Origin of the sequence: Nitrincola lacisaponensis, from assembly GCF_000691225.1 — a bacterium.
GTDB classification, from domain to species: domain Bacteria; phylum Pseudomonadota; class Gammaproteobacteria; order Pseudomonadales; family Balneatricaceae; genus Nitrincola; species Nitrincola lacisaponensis.
This window is the reverse complement of the sequence record NZ_JMSZ01000016.1, coordinates 393,920-409,708: the sequence shown is the minus strand read 5'-3', so window position 1 is coordinate 409,708 and position 15,789 is coordinate 393,920. Positions and strand designations below refer to the sequence as shown.

Annotated in this window: 14 protein-coding genes; 8 read left to right on the top strand and 6 right to left on the bottom strand. The window is 44.4% G+C overall.

The window, feature by feature from the left end; genetic code table 11:
* Positions 1 to 180 precede the first annotated feature (180 nt).
* On the top strand, positions 181 to 1,335 hold the full coding sequence (locus tag ADINL_RS05240; RefSeq protein ID WP_036544618.1) for a MalY/PatB family protein: 1,155 nt from the start codon (positions 181 to 183) through the stop codon (positions 1,333 to 1,335).
* A gap of 1 nt (position 1,336) precedes the next feature.
* Here the strand turns inward: ADINL_RS05240 and epmA are convergent, their stop codons facing one another.
* Both epmA and efp read right to left on the bottom strand, forming a co-directional pair.
* Positions 1,337 to 2,311 (bottom strand): EF-P lysine aminoacylase EpmA, encoded by a 975-nt coding sequence (epmA, locus tag ADINL_RS05235; RefSeq protein ID WP_239644335.1) that lies wholly within the window; start codon positions 2,309 to 2,311, stop codon positions 1,337 to 1,339.
* Positions 2,304 to 2,867: an elongation factor P gene (efp, locus tag ADINL_RS05230; RefSeq protein WP_036544616.1), complete on the bottom strand. Its 564-nt coding sequence runs from the start codon at positions 2,865 to 2,867 to the stop codon at positions 2,304 to 2,306. Before efp ends, epmA begins: the two co-directional genes overlap by 8 nt.
* A 104-nt stretch (positions 2,868 to 2,971) precedes the next feature.
* Here efp and epmB point away from each other — a divergent pair, with 104 nt between their 5' ends.
* From epmB to fliW, 3 genes are read left to right on the top strand one after another with little or no spacing between them, the layout of a single operon-like run.
* Complete coding sequence (epmB, locus tag ADINL_RS05225; RefSeq protein WP_036544614.1) at positions 2,972 to 4,003, top strand: EF-P beta-lysylation protein EpmB; 1,032 nt, start codon at positions 2,972 to 2,974, stop codon at positions 4,001 to 4,003.
* A gap of 4 nt (positions 4,004 to 4,007) precedes the next feature.
* Positions 4,008 to 4,559, top strand: coding sequence for a hypothetical protein (locus ADINL_RS05220; protein ID WP_036544611.1), 552 nt, complete (start codon positions 4,008 to 4,010; stop codon positions 4,557 to 4,559).
* Positions 4,560 to 4,594: 35 nt separating this feature from the next.
* Positions 4,595 to 5,050, top strand: a complete 456-nt coding sequence (gene fliW, locus ADINL_RS05215) for a flagellar assembly protein FliW (protein ID WP_036544609.1) — start codon at positions 4,595 to 4,597, stop codon at positions 5,048 to 5,050.
* Between the two features lie 20 nt (positions 5,051 to 5,070).
* Here fliW and ADINL_RS05210 read toward each other — a convergent pair whose 3' ends face one another.
* The gene (locus ADINL_RS05210; RefSeq protein ID WP_051632578.1) at positions 5,071 to 5,622 is read right to left on the bottom strand and encodes a GNAT family N-acetyltransferase; all 552 of its coding nucleotides are present in this window, start codon (positions 5,620 to 5,622) and stop codon (positions 5,071 to 5,073) included.
* Positions 5,623 to 5,818: 196 nt separating this feature from the next.
* Here ADINL_RS05210 and ADINL_RS05205 point away from each other — a divergent pair, with 196 nt between their 5' ends.
* The 4 genes from ADINL_RS05205 (at position 5,819) to ADINL_RS05190 (ending at position 12,912) form a co-directional block, all read left to right on the top strand.
* Positions 5,819 to 6,985 (top strand): DegT/DnrJ/EryC1/StrS family aminotransferase, encoded by a 1,167-nt coding sequence (locus ADINL_RS05205; protein ID WP_051632577.1) that lies wholly within the window; start codon positions 5,819 to 5,821, stop codon positions 6,983 to 6,985.
* A gap of 38 nt (positions 6,986 to 7,023) precedes the next feature.
* Positions 7,024 to 9,045 (top strand): NAD-dependent epimerase/dehydratase family protein, encoded by a 2,022-nt coding sequence (locus tag ADINL_RS05200; protein WP_161667735.1) that lies wholly within the window; start codon positions 7,024 to 7,026, stop codon positions 9,043 to 9,045.
* A gap of 25 nt (positions 9,046 to 9,070) precedes the next feature.
* Positions 9,071 to 10,408: a glycosyltransferase family protein gene (locus ADINL_RS05195; RefSeq protein ID WP_036544605.1), complete on the top strand. Its 1,338-nt coding sequence runs from the start codon at positions 9,071 to 9,073 to the stop codon at positions 10,406 to 10,408.
* Positions 10,409 to 10,482: 74 nt separating this feature from the next.
* Positions 10,483 to 12,912 carry an O-linked N-acetylglucosamine transferase family protein gene (locus tag ADINL_RS05190; protein WP_036544603.1) on the top strand — a complete coding sequence of 810 codons (2,430 nt, stop codon included), beginning with the start codon at positions 10,483 to 10,485 and terminating at the stop codon, positions 12,910 to 12,912.
* A gap of 45 nt (positions 12,913 to 12,957) precedes the next feature.
* Here ADINL_RS05190 and ADINL_RS05185 read toward each other — a convergent pair whose 3' ends face one another.
* The 3 genes from ADINL_RS05185 to fliD all read right to left on the bottom strand — a co-directional run bounded on the left by ADINL_RS05185 (position 12,958) and on the right by fliD (position 15,763).
* Positions 12,958 to 13,779 (bottom strand): flagellin N-terminal helical domain-containing protein, encoded by an 822-nt coding sequence (locus ADINL_RS05185; RefSeq protein WP_036544601.1) that lies wholly within the window; start codon positions 13,777 to 13,779, stop codon positions 12,958 to 12,960.
* Between the two features lie 90 nt (positions 13,780 to 13,869).
* Positions 13,870 to 14,283 (bottom strand): flagellar export chaperone FliS, encoded by a 414-nt coding sequence (gene fliS, locus ADINL_RS05180; protein WP_036544599.1) that lies wholly within the window; start codon positions 14,281 to 14,283, stop codon positions 13,870 to 13,872.
* 97 nt (positions 14,284 to 14,380) lie between these two features.
* Entirely contained in the window at positions 14,381 to 15,763 is a 1,383-nt protein-coding gene (gene fliD / locus ADINL_RS05175) for a flagellar filament capping protein FliD (RefSeq protein WP_036544596.1), read from the bottom strand.
* Between the last annotated feature and the right edge of the window lie 26 nt (positions 15,764 to 15,789).

Below are 15,789 nucleotides of genomic sequence, written 5' to 3'. Positions count from 1 at the left end.
AATCAGATCGTGGTGCCTCTATTCACCCTCTACAGGTCAAGGCGGCACTCAAGGTATTCTTTTAGTTTAATACCTAAGCAACTTGAACCGCTAATGATACCGTAAAATGTTCACTTACCCCACCGACGACAAGATCAGCTACAATTCCTGAATACTCAGAACTGCTAACAGGATACAGATATGAGTCCAACCGATTTTGATCGCCTGATTGACCGCCGCCACACTGCCAGCCAAAAATGGGAACGCTATCGTGATACCAGCGTTCTGCCGATGTGGGTGGCCGATACGGACTTCATGGCACCGCCGGCTGTGCTGGATGCACTGCATCAACGCATAGATCATGGCATTTTCGGCTATACCAACACACCCGCCGAATTGATTGAGCAGGTGCAGGCACGACTCGACACCTGTTACAACTGGCAGGTCAGTGCCGATGATCTGGAATGGCTACCGGGGCTGGTTCCGGGGCTGCATCTGGCCTGCCGGGCAACCGGCAGTGCAGGCTCGGCGGTTATGTCTCCCTGTCCGGTCTACCCGCCTTTCATGACAGCACCTCACCTGTCCGACCGGCAACTGATTAAAGTCCCCATGCGATTGACAGGTCAGCGCTACCTGATCGACTTTGATGCATTAGATAGTAGTGTCACGGCAGACACCCGGTTACTGCTGTTCTGCAACCCGCATAACCCCGGCGGAACTGTGTATCGACGTGAGGAGCTGGAGCAGCTCGCAGAATGGGTGCTGCGTCATAATCTGGTGGTGTGCTCAGATGAAATTCATTGCGATCTGGTACTTGAACCCGGACTGAAACATATCCCGCTGGCCAGCCTGGGGCCCGAGATAGCAGCACGCACCATCACACTGATGGCGCCCAGCAAAACCTTTAATATTGCGGGACTTGGCTGCTCCTTCGCAGTGATTCAAAACCCGCAGCTACGGCGTGATTTTCAGCGGGCGCGCAAAGGTATCGTGCCAGACGTGAACCTGCTCGGCTACACCGCAGCACTGGCAGCCTTTCGCGATGGCGATGCCTGGAATCAGGCGCAATTGAACTATCTGCGCGGTAACCGCGATTACCTGGTTGAGCAGCTGAACGCCATTCCCGGACTGCGCCTGTTACCGATCGAAGCAACCTATCTCGCCTGGATCGACATCAGTGCGGCACATCTTGAGAATCCGGTTCATTTCTTTGAACAGGCCGGTGTCGGCATGTCACCCGGACGTGACTTTGGTGATGAGCGCTTTATGCGACTGAACTTTGGCTGCCCCAGGGCATTACTGGTGGAAGCAACAGACCGCATTCGCCGCAGTCTGCTGAACCACCTGCCAGCCTAGGTCAGGCGCGCTCAAAGCTAAATGGCAGCACCTCGGCAATGGATTCCACACCCAACTGCCGCATAAGCAGGCGATCCACGCCAAGTGCCACTCCGCTGCAGTCAGGCAAGCCCTGCTGCAGCGCCTGAATCAGGCGTTGCTCCAGCGGGCGCTGAGGTAATCCCAGCGCAGCACGCTGTTGCTGATCCGCCGTCAACCGGGCAGCCTGTTCCTGAGAGTCCGCCAGCTCATGATAGCCGTTCGCCAGCTCCAGACCGTCTATATACAACTCAAAGCGCTCCGCCACCGGCAAACCGTCAGCATCCTGCCTGACACAGGCAAGTGCCGCCTGTGTCGGCGGATAACTGTGGACAAACACAGCGCCACGTAACTGCGGTTCAATCAGATGGGACATCAGCAAATTCAGCCAGGTATCCCGGTCGTCGTCTTCAAAAGCGGCTTCGATCTGTTGCCGACAGGCCTGCTGCAACTGCTCCAGAGAAGCCGTCCAGGGGTCCAGATCCAGATAATGGAGAAACAGCTCACGATAGGAAACCCGTTGCCAGGACAAACCCGGAATCTGGGCACTGACCAGCGACTCAACCTCATCCATCAGATCGCCCAGCGAAAAGCCCACCCGATACCACTCCAGCAGGGTAAACTCCGGATTGTGACGCCGCCCAACTTCGCCGTTACGAAACACCTTGCCGAGCTGATAAATATCCCCACTGCCCGCCGCCAGCAGGCGCTTCATCGCATACTCGGGTGACGTTTGCAGATAGAGTGGCTGAATATCGCCGCCCGGCACCGACTGATACTGGGCCGTGATGGAGTCGATAAAAGGATCGCTGACTGCGCAGTGCGACAGAATCTGTGTATCGACCTCAAGAACATGACGTTGTGCAAAAAAGTCTCGAATCGATTGCAACAAGGCGGCGCGCTGACGCAAATGCGCCAACGCAGCCGAGGGTTGCCAATCAGACAGGCTATCAGGCACGGCTGACGTATTCACCCGTACGGGTATCGATACGCAACACTTCACCCGTTTCAATAAACAGCGGGACACGCACAACAGCACCGGTGCTCAGTGTCGCGGGCTTGGAACCACCCTGTGCCGTATCACCCTTAACACCCGGATCTGTCTCGATTACTTCCAGCTCAACAAAATTCGGCGGAGTAACGGCAATCGGATTGCCGTTCCACAAGGTCACGGTGATCTTGTCCTGCTCTTTCAGCCACTTGGCTGCATCGCCAATCGCATTCTGATCGGCAGCCACCTGCTCAAAGCTGTTCGGGTCCATGAAGTGCCACATTTCACCATCACCGTAGAGATACTCCATATCAGTATCCATTACGTCAGCACTTTCAATCGATTCGTTGGATTTAAAGGTCCGCTCCCAGACACGTCCGGTAATCAGGTTACGCATTTTGACGCGGGTAAATGCCTGCCCTTTACCCGGTTTGACAAACTCGACATCCAGCATGCTGCAGGGATCACCATCCAGCATCACTTTAAGGCCATTTTTGAACTGATTCGCAGAATAGTTAGCCATTCAGGTTTCCTTGAAGAAAGCAGTGTTGTAAGAATTGACACGCATTCTACTTCAAACGAGAATGCAGGCCAATTTTGCTGTGCAAATAATCGACCCGGAGCCCCATGCAGCCGATCCCGTTTCAGCCGCTTCGATCCTGGCAGGATGAACTGCGGGAAGCGATCACCGATCCACACGCCCTGCTGACCCAGCTGGATCTACCTATGTCGCTATTACCGGGTGCGCTTGCAGGCGATGCATTATTTAAACTGCGCGTCCCCTACCCCTACCTGTCACGCATAGAGAAGGGCAACCCGAACGACCCGTTACTACGCCAGATTCTGCCGTTGCAGCAGGAAACCCTGACGCCACCGGGCTACAGCCAGGACCCACTCGAGGAGCAACAGGCGAATCCGCTACCAGGACTGATTCACAAATATACCCATCGGGTCTTGCTGATCCTCAGCGGTGCCTGTGCAATCAATTGCCGTTACTGCTTTCGCCGCCACTTTGACTATCAGGACAACCAGCTAGGACGCAACGAGTGGCAAGCCATTCTGGCGTATTTAGCAGCACACCCGGAAGTGGAAGAGGTCATTTTTTCAGGCGGAGACCCTCTGGCCACACCTGATAACCGCCTGGAGCGTCTGATCAAGGATCTGGAGCAGATCCCACATCTGCAGCGCTTACGTATTCACACGCGCCTGCCTGTTGTCATTCCATCGCGTGTCACACCGACATTGATCCGGCTACTGGCTGAAACACGCCTGCAGAGTGTCATAGTACTGCATATCAACCATGCCAATGAAATTGACCTATCCGTTACCACGGCGATGCAGGGCTTACGGCAGGCTCAGATTACACTGCTGAATCAAAGTGTTTTATTGCGCGGCGTCAATGATAGCGTCACTGTACAAAAAACACTCAGCAAAACTCTTTTCGATGCCGGCATATTGCCTTATTATCTGTTTTTGTTCGATCCTGTAGCAGGGGCGTCTCATTTTGATCTGACAGAAGCTGAAGCACGCCAGCTGATGGCTGATTTACAGGCACAGCTACCCGGTTACCTGGTACCACGTTTGGCAGTCGAGATACCCGGCAAACCCTCGAAAACCCTGCTCGCGCCGATGCACTACACAAGAAACCACCTGGAGTAGCTCCATGAAAGCCGCAACCATCCTGCGCAAACCGAATACTGCTTCACAACTGTTGTTCCGTACCACCCTGCTGATACTGGCAACAGCAACACTCAGCGGCTGTCTGAGCTTCAGCAAAAAAACACCCGAACCCGAGCCCGTGGTTGAGGTTCCACCACCACCGCCACTGCCCAAACCCGCCCTGCTGATCAGTCAAATGCTGCCTGAAACGCCACGTGCTCGCGGCGATGTGGGTGCTTACATCAACTTTATCAACGGTACCGACCTTACCGTCGAATACGTGATGTTCAAAACCACCGCCTATGACCACCATGGACGCGTTGTGCCCTCCAAGCGCTCTGGCGACCCGAACACCTGGTTACGTGTTGCCGGACCCTTCGCACCCGGACAAGCCAGTGGCAGTCGTCATTGGGAACAGCTTTGGCAGAATCACAACCTGCGCTGCTTCGAAATTGAAGGCGTGGAATTGATCTACATGGATGGTATGGTTGAGTTTTACGAGGCAGATCGTATCGCCATCCTGCCGGGTAGCGATGATGAAAACAGCTGCAGCTGATCAGAAACAACCATAACTGAATTCTAAGGATAATTATGCAGATCAATACCGCCCTGTTTGGCCCTCAGGAGATCAACGATGATGACCTCATCACCTTCCCACTGGGCGTTCCGGGGTTTGAAAATAACACCCAGTTCAAAGTATTCCATGAAGAAGGCAAACCCACAGTGCACTGGCTGCAGTCTGTAGATGATGCAGATCTCTGCCTGTCAGTGATGGAGCCGAAACTGCTGGATCTGGGATACGAATTCAGCCTGACGCCTGAGCAGGCGGAGCTGATTGACTTGCAGGACCAAGATGAGCTCACCGTGGTGCTGATCCTGTGCAAAAGCGACACTGAAGCAAATGATAGTACCGAAGCTGTCCCATCAGACTCTCGTATCAGGGCCAACCTGACCGGCCCGGTCGTGATCAATGCCCGCTCCAGAAAAGCCATACAGGTTCCACTGCCGCGCGTTGAACGGATCACGTTAATTCGCGCCTTGCCCTGACACGCTCTGCTGCTGCAACACTATTCAAGTATCGCAGCAGCATCCTGACATGATGACCCTGAACGAAAGTTACTGCTCAATATTGCGTATACCGCATGATCAACCCAATGATCATAAAGCCACTCGACCTCATGCATGACGCCCTCGAGTGCAAAGCCCAGCCGCTCAGCCACTTTTCGACTGCTCAGATTATGTTCGGCACAATGCAGTTCAAGTCGATGCAAATTCAGATCATCAAAGCAAAAAGCCATTAACGTCTTGCATGCTTCAGTCATCCAGCCCTGCCCCTGAAACTCGGATCCGATCCAGTAGCCCAGAGATGCCTTACGGTTTCGCCAGTCCAGATGATGTATGCTTAGCATCCCCACGATCTGGCCATTCACATATAATCCTAGATGAAACGCATACTGCTGTTCAAAATGCTGCGCAATGTTGTGCAAGAACCGAACAGTATCTTCAACTGAGCAGTGCTCATCCAGCCAGGGTAACCACTCACGCAAGTAGCTGCGATTGCTGTCAATTAACGCAAACAAGTCTTCAGCTTCATGCGCTGTGATTCTTCGTAACTCCATATCCATCCTGACATTAACAGATGCTGACTAAAGATCCGGGTTCATAGACTAAATCATAACTTCCATGACTAAAACTCTCCACATATCAGCCGATATCACATAGGATGGCAATAAAATCAAACGTTACTTGCTGTTGAGGATACGCACACCTCCGGGCGGTAGCGTGTCTGCATACAGCGCAGGAGTACCCTTCGACATGATTCCGGTGACACAGCCCTACCTTCCAGAGCGCAGCAGGCTCGATAAATACATAGACGGAATCTACGAACGCTGCTGGCTAACCAATAATGGACCGCTGGTACAGGAGTTGACGCAACGACTCGAAGCCTACCTGGGCGTCGAAAACCTGCTATTGGTTGGCAATGGCACTTTGGCGCTGCAAATCGCGTTTCGGACTCTGGGCATACAACGCCCAGTTGGCAAACGGTCAGCAGAAGCAATCACGACACCTTTCACCTACATTGCCACGGCAAGTGCCATTAAATGGGAAGGCATAGAGCCCGTATTTGCAGACATCGATGCCAACACCTGGTGTATTGATCCTGAACGAATCCGGGAGAAAATATCCAGCCGTACCCGCGCACTGGTGCCTGTCCACGTGTTTGGAAACAGCTGTGATGTGGAGTCAATAAATAAAATCGCCAGACAACATCGTCTGAAAGTGATCTATGATGCATCTCATGCATTTGGTGTCAAACTAGGGAAACAAAGCTTACTTTCTTTGGGTGATGCATCAACACTAAGCTTTCATGCAACTAAGCTATTTCACAGCATTGAAGGTGGAGCAATCATATTCAAACGAAAACGTGATTTGAAAAAAGCACGCAAATTAATCAATTTTGGTATTACCGGACCGGAACAAATTGAGGCACTGGGAATTAATGCCAAAATGACAGAATTTCAGGCAGCCATGGGACTCAGTGTTCTTGACGAAATCACACAGAATCTTAATGGAAAAGAAAGAGTCTATAAAACCTACGAGAATTTATTAAAAGCTGGTTACTACGCAGCTTCAGTCACATTTCAAAAACAGCATACAGATATACGTGAGAATCACGCTTATGTACCTGTATTATTCAATGATGAGGATACATGTCTGAAAGTGAAAGCCATACTACATCAAAATGGCTACCAGGCACGACGCTACTTTAACCCCAGCTTAGATACTTTGCGAATACTTACTAAACGCAAACACAAATGCCGAGTTTCAAGAGACATTTCAAGTCGTATCCTTTGCTTACCGACTTATGCGACATTTGAAGATCTACATATAGCAAGCATCGCAAGGCTTATCCGTGATCTTAGTAAAACCACAAACAGCATCGAGAGACAAAGTCTAAGCGGCATAACAAAAGCGCTATGACACAGCCCCCAAAAAATATACATCACAAGAAAATCAAAATGAATAAAACACGCATAGGTATAACGAGCATTGGCAGTGGAGTTGGGCAGTCAATTGTTGACTCATGCCGATTATCTGGACTTCCAATGCACATTACCGGCTATGGAAATAATCCCTATGCCTACGGATCCTTCGATTGTGATGATCAAAAAATACTTCCAGGAATTTACGACAAGGATTATCTTCTTCATCTATTAGAAGCATGCAAAAAAGATAACATTGAGATTCTTCTTCCAGGACTAGATGATGAGCTATTATTATTATCAAAAAACAAAAAAAAATTTGAAAAAAACGGAACAACAATCCCCATAAGCTCAGAAGAAATAATAAACTACTGCCGAGACAAAGAGCTCATGTCAAAAGAGCTTAATAAATATGAAAGCATATTTGTTAAATGCTACGAGAAGCAGGAAATTGAAAGACATAGTAATGAAAACACAATATTACCTCTAATTGCAAAACCAAAATCAGGCTGCGCATCGAGGGGGATTTTCATAATAAAAAGCAAAGAAGATCTAAACAAAGTTACCGAAAGCCATGTCATTCAAGAAATAGCAATACCTGAAAGGTCAGACAACAACCACCAAGCATTTGTTGATGCACTGAACAAGAACCAACTAATTCAGGTGAGCGAATTTTCTTTTCAAATTGTCATTGGTAAAAATGGAATCGAGCTTGGTAGATTTTGTAGCTACAACAAACTTCAAAATGGAATTCCAATCGAGATAATACCAATTTCCTCTCCAGACATATGGAACGAAATAAACCCCCTGATTCCGACACTAATAAAAAAGGGATTGTACGGACCAATAAACTTTCAAGGAAGAATGACCGATAATGGCCTTAAAATATTTGAGTTAAACGCAAGATTCACAGGGATAACTGGACTCAGAGCTCTGATGGGATTCAATGAAGTCGAAGCAATAATCCTAGACAGTTTAAACAGAAAAAGCCATCTATCTACAAATATACAAAAAATAGGAATAAGGCAAACAAGCAACAGAACCATCAATATAGCATTCAACAAAGATGTAGAAATTAATACAAAAAAAATAGATCCAAATAAAGAAAAAAAACAACAATACAGAATATTAGTCACTGGAGCTAATAGTTATCTCGGACTAGAATTAGTTAGAAAGTTAGCCACAGATAGAAACATATCGGAAGTAGTCGCACTTGTCAGAAATCCAGAGCGATTTAGAAAAATCACTGAATCGCCTCTTCATACTCCCGGTATCACGTTAAAGGATATATCATCACTCGACAATGGCCAAATCAATTTAAGTAATGTTGATATAATTTGCCATCTTGCCTCAGCCAGGCCGGGAAGTTCAAACCAGGAAATTGCGGCTTCATTAGAGTTCACACAAAAAATTGTTAACATGGCAATAAAATTTCAGGTTTCAGGATTTATTAATGCATCAAGTCAAGCCATATATGGAACTAACCATATATCACTATGGACTGAAGATATGCCTGCATCACCTGAAACCCCTTATGCACAATCAAAATGGGCAAGCGAGCTAATGACCAGCTCAATATCAGTGCATAACAAACATGCATACGGAGTATCATTGCGTTTTTCACAAATAATTGGAGCAAGCCCAGTTATTCGTACAACAGAAGCACCTCATTCAATGACAGCAAAGTTCTTACAAGAATCAAAAGTAACAATTATTGACGGACAGCAAACACTTGACTTGCTAGATATACAGGATGCTGTAGATTCAGTAATAAGTCTTATTAAGATACCTCTTAAAGAATGGCCAAAAACGTTAAATATTGGCTCAGGAAACCCTATACGCGTAGAAAATCTGGCCTACAAGTGCCTTCAAACCATTTACCCATCAATAGATAAAGGCCACTTACTTGAAAAAGTGGAAAACGATAAGCAAAAAAGCTTTGGAATGGATATATCAAAAGCAGAAAAATCCATCAAATGGAAACCATCCAGGCCTATAGAGCACACCTTACAATCAATAGCAGCCTGTATTAAAAAAAACATCAACCACAACCTATAGAAAAACAATATAAAAGGATAGCAAATTGGCAGTTCAAGCTGAAAATCTCGTGATATGCACAGATATAAACCAACCCTTTATATATGGAACATTTCTTGAACTATTATTCAAGCTTGAAAACGAGACTCCAGGGAAAAATAGCGCTTGCATAATTATTGGCGACGCTCACAGCAAAAACCTAAAAAAAATACTAGAGCTAACATTAAAAACCGGAATACAAAAAGAAAGAATAACTATATATGATGGAATAAAATCGACTTCAAATAAAACACAGAACGAAATAAAAAACTTCGCAGAAGCTCAACTAAAAAAAATAAAAAATACAGAGAGCCTATATGATATAATATACAAAGATCACAATCTCGGGATCCCAATATTATCAAACTTAATCTCTAAGACAAATAGCATACATCCAAAAATAATAGACCACATTGACGAAATATACCTCTATATAAAGTACTCTCTTTTTACATACATATCTTTTATAGACTTCATGTCAAAAAATAAAAAAACATTCAACTATTACATATACAACGGTCGCCATTACAACACATACCCCATATCGTTATTAACACCTGAAAAACACACTTACTACTATGAAAGATTTGATTATGGGAAAAGACTGTGCATTATACCGAACAGAATTCACGATTTTGAAAAGAGAAAAGCATTAATAGAAAACTTCTGGAACTCTTCAAATCTAGAAACATCTCAGAAATCAATAATCGCCCACGATTTTTTTAAAAAACACCTGAATAATAAATTCACTAAAAACTTTAATCATGAAAAAGTAAACACAGACAAAAAAATAGTCACCTTTTTTATCTCAAGCGAAGATGAGTTTGCATCACTTCACCCATCAATCAAAACAAGCAATATTTTTAAAAACCAAAGACATGCAATAGAATGGCTAACCAACTGGGCAAAAAATCAAAATAAATACACCCTTGTACTTCGTGTCCACCCCCACTATGAAGAAAAGTCCGCTGAAGATAGATTATTTTGGAACCAAATATGTGGTGAGAACTTGATTACAGTGCCATCTCATTCAAATATAAACTCATACAACCTCATGCTTGCGTCAGAAAAGTCCATTAGCTTTCTTTCAACAACAGGAATTGAAGCTGCATACTTAGGAATTCCATCTATATTAATAGGAAACAGCCCCTATAAAGGATTAGGCGCCACGCATGAACCTGAAAGGACTGAAGACCTAACGTTAATGCTTGATAGAGAACTCTCTCCCCTACCTCAAGAAAACACTCTTCCATATGGTTTTTTTGCGAACAGTTTTGGTTCAGAGTTTAAATTCATAAAATCTCTCAAATTAAATGACTTTAGCGAACTTTTAACATACGAATAAAAAATCGTAACTAAAAGTCCGCTGTCGAATCAATTTACATAAATACAGAAGCAAAAACACAATGGAGCTATCTCATGCCCTCGCCTAGCAGCACAGAAAACAACCAAGAGCATGACAAAATACTTGAGGAAACAATAAAAGTTTACAACAAAATACCAAAGGATATTTCAGTTCCAAAAATAATTGATCTATATGAAAACAGTCAATTCAATGATATACCACTTGAAATAATAAAAATATCTAAAAAAGACAATCTCAAGATAGAAACCGTTATATGTTTTGGGAAATATCTATTGCGCTCAGGAAAATTTAAAGAAGCACTTACGATATTTGAATTATCTCTTAAAATCGATCCATCTAATATAGCAGCATGGGCATTTACCATCATAACACTTGAAAGGATGGGAGCAAAAAAAGCATCTGATAATAAAATTAACGATGCATTAAAGAAAACCAAAAGACATCCAGGAATAATAAACTTAAAAACACCATATGCATCGAATAATGCATATGCAAACAGATGCCTAACAACTGAAAGTCCAGAACGATTAAAATCACTAATTGAGAAAAAGCCAACCAGCAATGATTTAGGAGAAATTGCATATTACCACTACGCCATTGCCTTTGATGCTCTACAGAAAAACGATAAGAACATAGCAATAAACAATCTTTTATGTGCAATTGAAATAATACCTACAGAATTCAGATTCTGGGCTCTACTTTCCAGAACCTTAATTATCGCAGACGAAGCGCTGAATGCTTTCAAAGCATCAGTAGAAGCCTGCACTCTTAAAGTTCAAAAATTTACCCTTGATCATCTATTGTTAGCTTCAAACAAAATCAGCAAGCTATATTTGTTTGATAATCTTATAGACAAGATAATTTCAAAAAACAAACCAGATACGGGCATTATAAACTTAAAAGCGAAAAGACTTCATTTAACTCGTCATTATGAAGAAGCTTTTAAGCTGCTTTCAAAATCACATGAGATTAACGACAAAAACCCTGAAACTCTTTTAAACCTTTCTTTACTCAGCTTTGATTCGAAGCAGTTTCTAGCAGCACACAAGAGTTTCAACAGGCTATTTAGCCTTCATCCCGAATATATGAATGATATTCAAAAGCGATTCTACAATTTACTATGCGCATGCTTTTTAAATGAATGGGACTATATTGATGCTGAGCTATCTATAACACTGTCGGCGATAGACAAGGTCAGCAGCTTAGATACTATAGTGGCCGCATTTTTTATATTATCCATGACTGACGACTTCAAGAAGCACGTTGAAGTAGCTAAATTGACTTCCAAGTCGATTCTTAGAAAAAAAGACTTCACTCTTACTGAGAGATTTAATCTGTATAAAAATCATAAAAAAATTCGTGTAGGCTATCTTTCCGGAGACATAGGTGAACATATTGTATCACATATATTCTTACCTATACTCAGCAGCCTCGATAGAGAATATTTTGAACCTTTTGTATTCTCATATCGTCCAGACGACGGATCCGATTACTATAAAAACATAAAAGAGCAATCAAACTTTCATGACATTTCTAAAATCAATGATCGTGATGCTGCCATATTAATTACAAACAATGAAATTGACATCCTTATAGACTTGACCCTGTATACATCCGCAAGCAGAAGCAACATAATGAGTTATCGGCCAGCTCCCATACAAATGCATCACACAGGCTTCCCATCAACATCTGGAGCACCTGATGTATATGACTACATGTTAGTAAACAAATTTTACTTATCTGAAGAAACGATTCCCTATTATGCTGAATCTCTAATAATACAGCCTCATATTATTGAAACAGCATTTAACAAGTGTAATCTTTCAGACAACCTAACAAGATCGGACTTTAACCTTCCGGACAATAAGTTCGTACTAGCCTCTTTCAATGAACCTCACAAAATAACCAGGCATATTTTTAAAATATGGTGTTCTCTGCTTCATGAAAACAAAGATACAATTTTATGGATCTACGCAGCAGATGAGCAAAGGCGCACAAAAATACTGGACGAAGCAGAAGCTAATGGAATAGATCGGGAAAGAATTATTTTTGCTGAAAAACTAGATTTTGATAAGCACAAACAAAGGCTACACTTTGCAGATCTCCTCCTTGATACTTTTCCCTATGGAAATCATAGTTCTGCTAAGATGGCATTAGAGTCAGGTACCCCTATCATAGCATACCGTGGAATAAGTCAAGCCGCTCAAATCTCAGCGCTGCACCTAACCTGCGCAAACCTCGACTCACTAATTGCACATGATGATAGATCATTTATTACTATAGCCAGTCGCTATATTCAAGATGAAAACTTCAGAAGCGCCTGCTTACAGAACTTAGCTACCGTTCTTAACAGGTCGACTGATAAAACCAGTCATAAACCTACTGCTTATTATGAACTGGCTTTAAAAATGCTTTATTCACGTTTTAAAGACAATCCGTCAATCAATGCTAAACAATCCTTTGAACTTCCTGAGCTAGCTTAAAAAAAAAGCCTTGGATCAACCAAGGCTTTTTTATTTTGGATTTTCTTAACGTAGCAAGCCGAGTACAGCCTGTGGAGCTTGGTTTGCTTGCGCCAAAATCGCGATACCTGACTGCTGCAACACCTGCGCCTTGGTTAAGGCTGCAGTTTCTGCTGCAAAGTCTGCATCCATAATTCGGCTTTTAGCAGCCATCTGGTTTTCTTGGGCATTACGCAAGTTGATAATGGTTGCCTCAAAACGGTTTTGTGCAGCACCGAAGGTAGACCTTGCTTCAGCAATTTCATCCAGTGCATCATCGATACTAGCGATTGCTGAATTTGCACCAGCAGCTGTACTGATATTACCCATACCAGACACAGTTGTTTTGACGTTTGTAAATTCGACATCAATAGTATCTATATTGGCTGCTGTATTAGCACCAACCTGGAAGGTTACTGTTGTAGTAGTACCATCCAGAATTTTCTGGCCATTAAATTGAGTTACATCGGCAATTCGAGTCAATTCTTCTTGCAGTGATGCAAACTCTGTCTCGATCAGAGCACGATCATCATCGTCGTAAGTACCGTTCGCAGACTGGACAGCCAGCTCACGCATACGTTGTAGAGTATCTGTAACCTGCTGCAATGCACCCTCTGCTGTTTGTACCATTGAGATTGCATCACTGGCATTACGGATGGCTACACCCATACCACGAGCCTGTGCATTCATACGCTCTGCAACAGCGAGACCAGCAGCATCATCTTTGGCGCCATTTACACGCAAACCGGAAGACAGACGCTCCATTGCGGTGTTCATGCCCATAGAGTTGTTTGCCAGGTTACGCTGTGCGTTCAATGAGAACAGGTTTGTTGCGACTACATTAGACATGGTCTTATCTCCTCAGTTACGCTTTTAGGCGTAGAAATTGTCTCTTGTGATTAGGTTATCGGCGGCTCAGACAATCACTTGAGGATTTTTTTACGTTTTATCAGAAGAGATTGTTTCGTCACTGATTTTTCCAGGTTCTATCGCGTCCCAGGCACTTTTCAGTTCCACCAACACACTGATCATGGCATCAATTTTCTCTACACTTTGTGTCGACTGGGCTGCGATTAACTCTGTTTGTAAAAATCGATAGAGTGCCTGTAAATTTGAGGCAATCTCCCCTCCTTTTTCCAAATCAAGCCCCTCTTCCAGACCAATCAAGATATTGGATGTTTTCTTGATACTGACAGACAGTAGTTCAATTTGATCGTTTTGAATGGCACCCTTCGCATTGGCCAGCTGTGTCAGCGCTCCCTCATATAGCATCTGTATCAACCGATGTGGACTTGCGTTCACCAACGCTGTTTCCACACCTATCTGCTTATACTGCCCTATACCTTTATTCATGAGTCACTCTCTAGCAGTGATGCCTACTATCTCGTTAATACCGCATCAAATGACAAAAGGAGACCCTCAGGTCTCCTTTTTCTTTAATACAACCCAATTACCATTGCATACTCGCCAATTGCGCTGACAAGAATGCTCCATTACTGTTGATCTGTGCAACCATACTGTCCATTGCATTGAACTGACGAGACAAACGGTTAAACAGATTTTCTTCCCGAATATCCAAGCGATCTTGCTGATCATTCAGCATACGCAAACGAGAGTTTACACCCTCCGTACGGTTATCCAGCAAACCACCCGCCTGAGTATAGGGTTTAACAAACGCATCCAGGCGCTTGGCAATACCCTGCTCACTGGTAAACAGATTAGCCACACTATTGAAGTCATCATCCAGACGTTCATTCAGAGTGGATTTATTCAAACTCATTTTGCCATCTTTATCTATCGTAACACCAATCTGCGCCAGAATTCTGGCCTGGGGATCAGCTCCATCAACTTCACCAGAGGTAAGGGAGCGTAGCTGCGAGCTCAAGTTACGAACCGTTGAGTCACCCCTTAAACCACTACTATCTTTACCCGCAATGTCTTTCAGTACATTCTGAAGCTTGTTATAGGCATCGACAAAACTCTGTACATTTTTTTCAATCGCCGAATTGTCAGTACCGATACGAAGATCGATTTCAGCTCCAGGCTCTTCACTCTTGAGATTGAGCGTAACACCTTGGATAACATCGGTAATCTGATTTGTAGAACGCGTTGCTGACAGGCCATTCACACGAATGATGGCATCTTCTGCTGCACGTGACTCAACCAGATTGGCAGATGCCAAGGCTGACAAACCCGGCTCAGTGCCTTCTGTAACCGCCACTGTTAATGCATTTGCAACACCCGTCTCTTTGGCTGTCAGTATCAACCGTGCCTGGGTACCTCCATTGCCATCATCAACATTAACAATACTCGCAGTGACTGCGTCATTACCAGGTGCATTATTGATGGCACGACGAATATCATCCAGAGTGGCTTTCGATGGATCTATATTAACAGTAAAACCATTCCCCAGATCCGGATCATAGGCACCACCCGTGCTGATTGTCAGCGTACCGCTACCCACAACCGTACTGCTGCTGGCAAAGGCGTTATCAGCCGTCATCAGGCGCTGGGATTTAGCCAACTGCTCAACGGACACCTGATAATCACCCGGCTGCGCATTCGACCTGGCGGTTGCAGTGAAGCGCTCTTCATTACCTACCGTTGTTGAGCGTACCTGAAACTTATCCGGGGTTTTCAGGTTATTCAGCGTTGTCTGAAACTCACTCAAGGCACTTTTCAAGCGACCAAAACTCGATAACTGTGCATCCAGCGTAGTTTTACGGCTCGATAACTGAGCACGCTGAGGATCGATTTCAGCCGCCACCAGAGCGTTTACAATAGTTTTAGTATCGATACCTGAACCGACACCTGAAAATGATATAGCTGACATTGTAAACCTCCGTTAATGGAACGATA

What these genes read in the sequence shown, in the direction of transcription:
- ADINL_RS05220 (WP_036544611.1), top strand. Translation starts at nt 4,008, where the DNA reads ATGAAAGCCGCAACCATCCTGCGCAAACCGAATACTGCTTCACAACTG.
- efp (WP_036544616.1), bottom strand. Translation starts at nt 2,867, where the DNA reads ATGGCTAACTATTCTGCGAATCAGTTCAAAAATGGCCTTAAAGTGATG.
- fliW (WP_036544609.1), top strand. Translation starts at nt 4,595, where the DNA reads ATGCAGATCAATACCGCCCTGTTTGGCCCTCAGGAGATCAACGATGAT.
- fliS (WP_036544599.1), bottom strand. Translation starts at nt 14,283, where the DNA reads ATGAATAAAGGTATAGGGCAGTATAAGCAGATAGGTGTGGAAACAGCG.
- epmB (WP_036544614.1), top strand. Translation starts at nt 2,972, where the DNA reads ATGCAGCCGATCCCGTTTCAGCCGCTTCGATCCTGGCAGGATGAACTG.
- ADINL_RS05205 (WP_051632577.1), top strand. Translation starts at nt 5,819, where the DNA reads ATGATTCCGGTGACACAGCCCTACCTTCCAGAGCGCAGCAGGCTCGAT.
- fliD (WP_036544596.1), bottom strand. Translation starts at nt 15,763, where the DNA reads ATGTCAGCTATATCATTTTCAGGTGTCGGTTCAGGTATCGATACTAAA.
- ADINL_RS05190 (WP_036544603.1), top strand. Translation starts at nt 10,483, where the DNA reads ATGCCCTCGCCTAGCAGCACAGAAAACAACCAAGAGCATGACAAAATA.
- ADINL_RS05210 (WP_051632578.1), bottom strand. Translation starts at nt 5,622, where the DNA reads ATGGAGTTACGAAGAATCACAGCGCATGAAGCTGAAGACTTGTTTGCG.
- ADINL_RS05200 (WP_161667735.1), top strand. Translation starts at nt 7,024, where the DNA reads ATGAATAAAACACGCATAGGTATAACGAGCATTGGCAGTGGAGTTGGG.
- ADINL_RS05185 (WP_036544601.1), bottom strand. Translation starts at nt 13,779, where the DNA reads ATGTCTAATGTAGTCGCAACAAACCTGTTCTCATTGAACGCACAGCGT.
- ADINL_RS05240 (WP_036544618.1), top strand. Translation starts at nt 181, where the DNA reads ATGAGTCCAACCGATTTTGATCGCCTGATTGACCGCCGCCACACTGCC.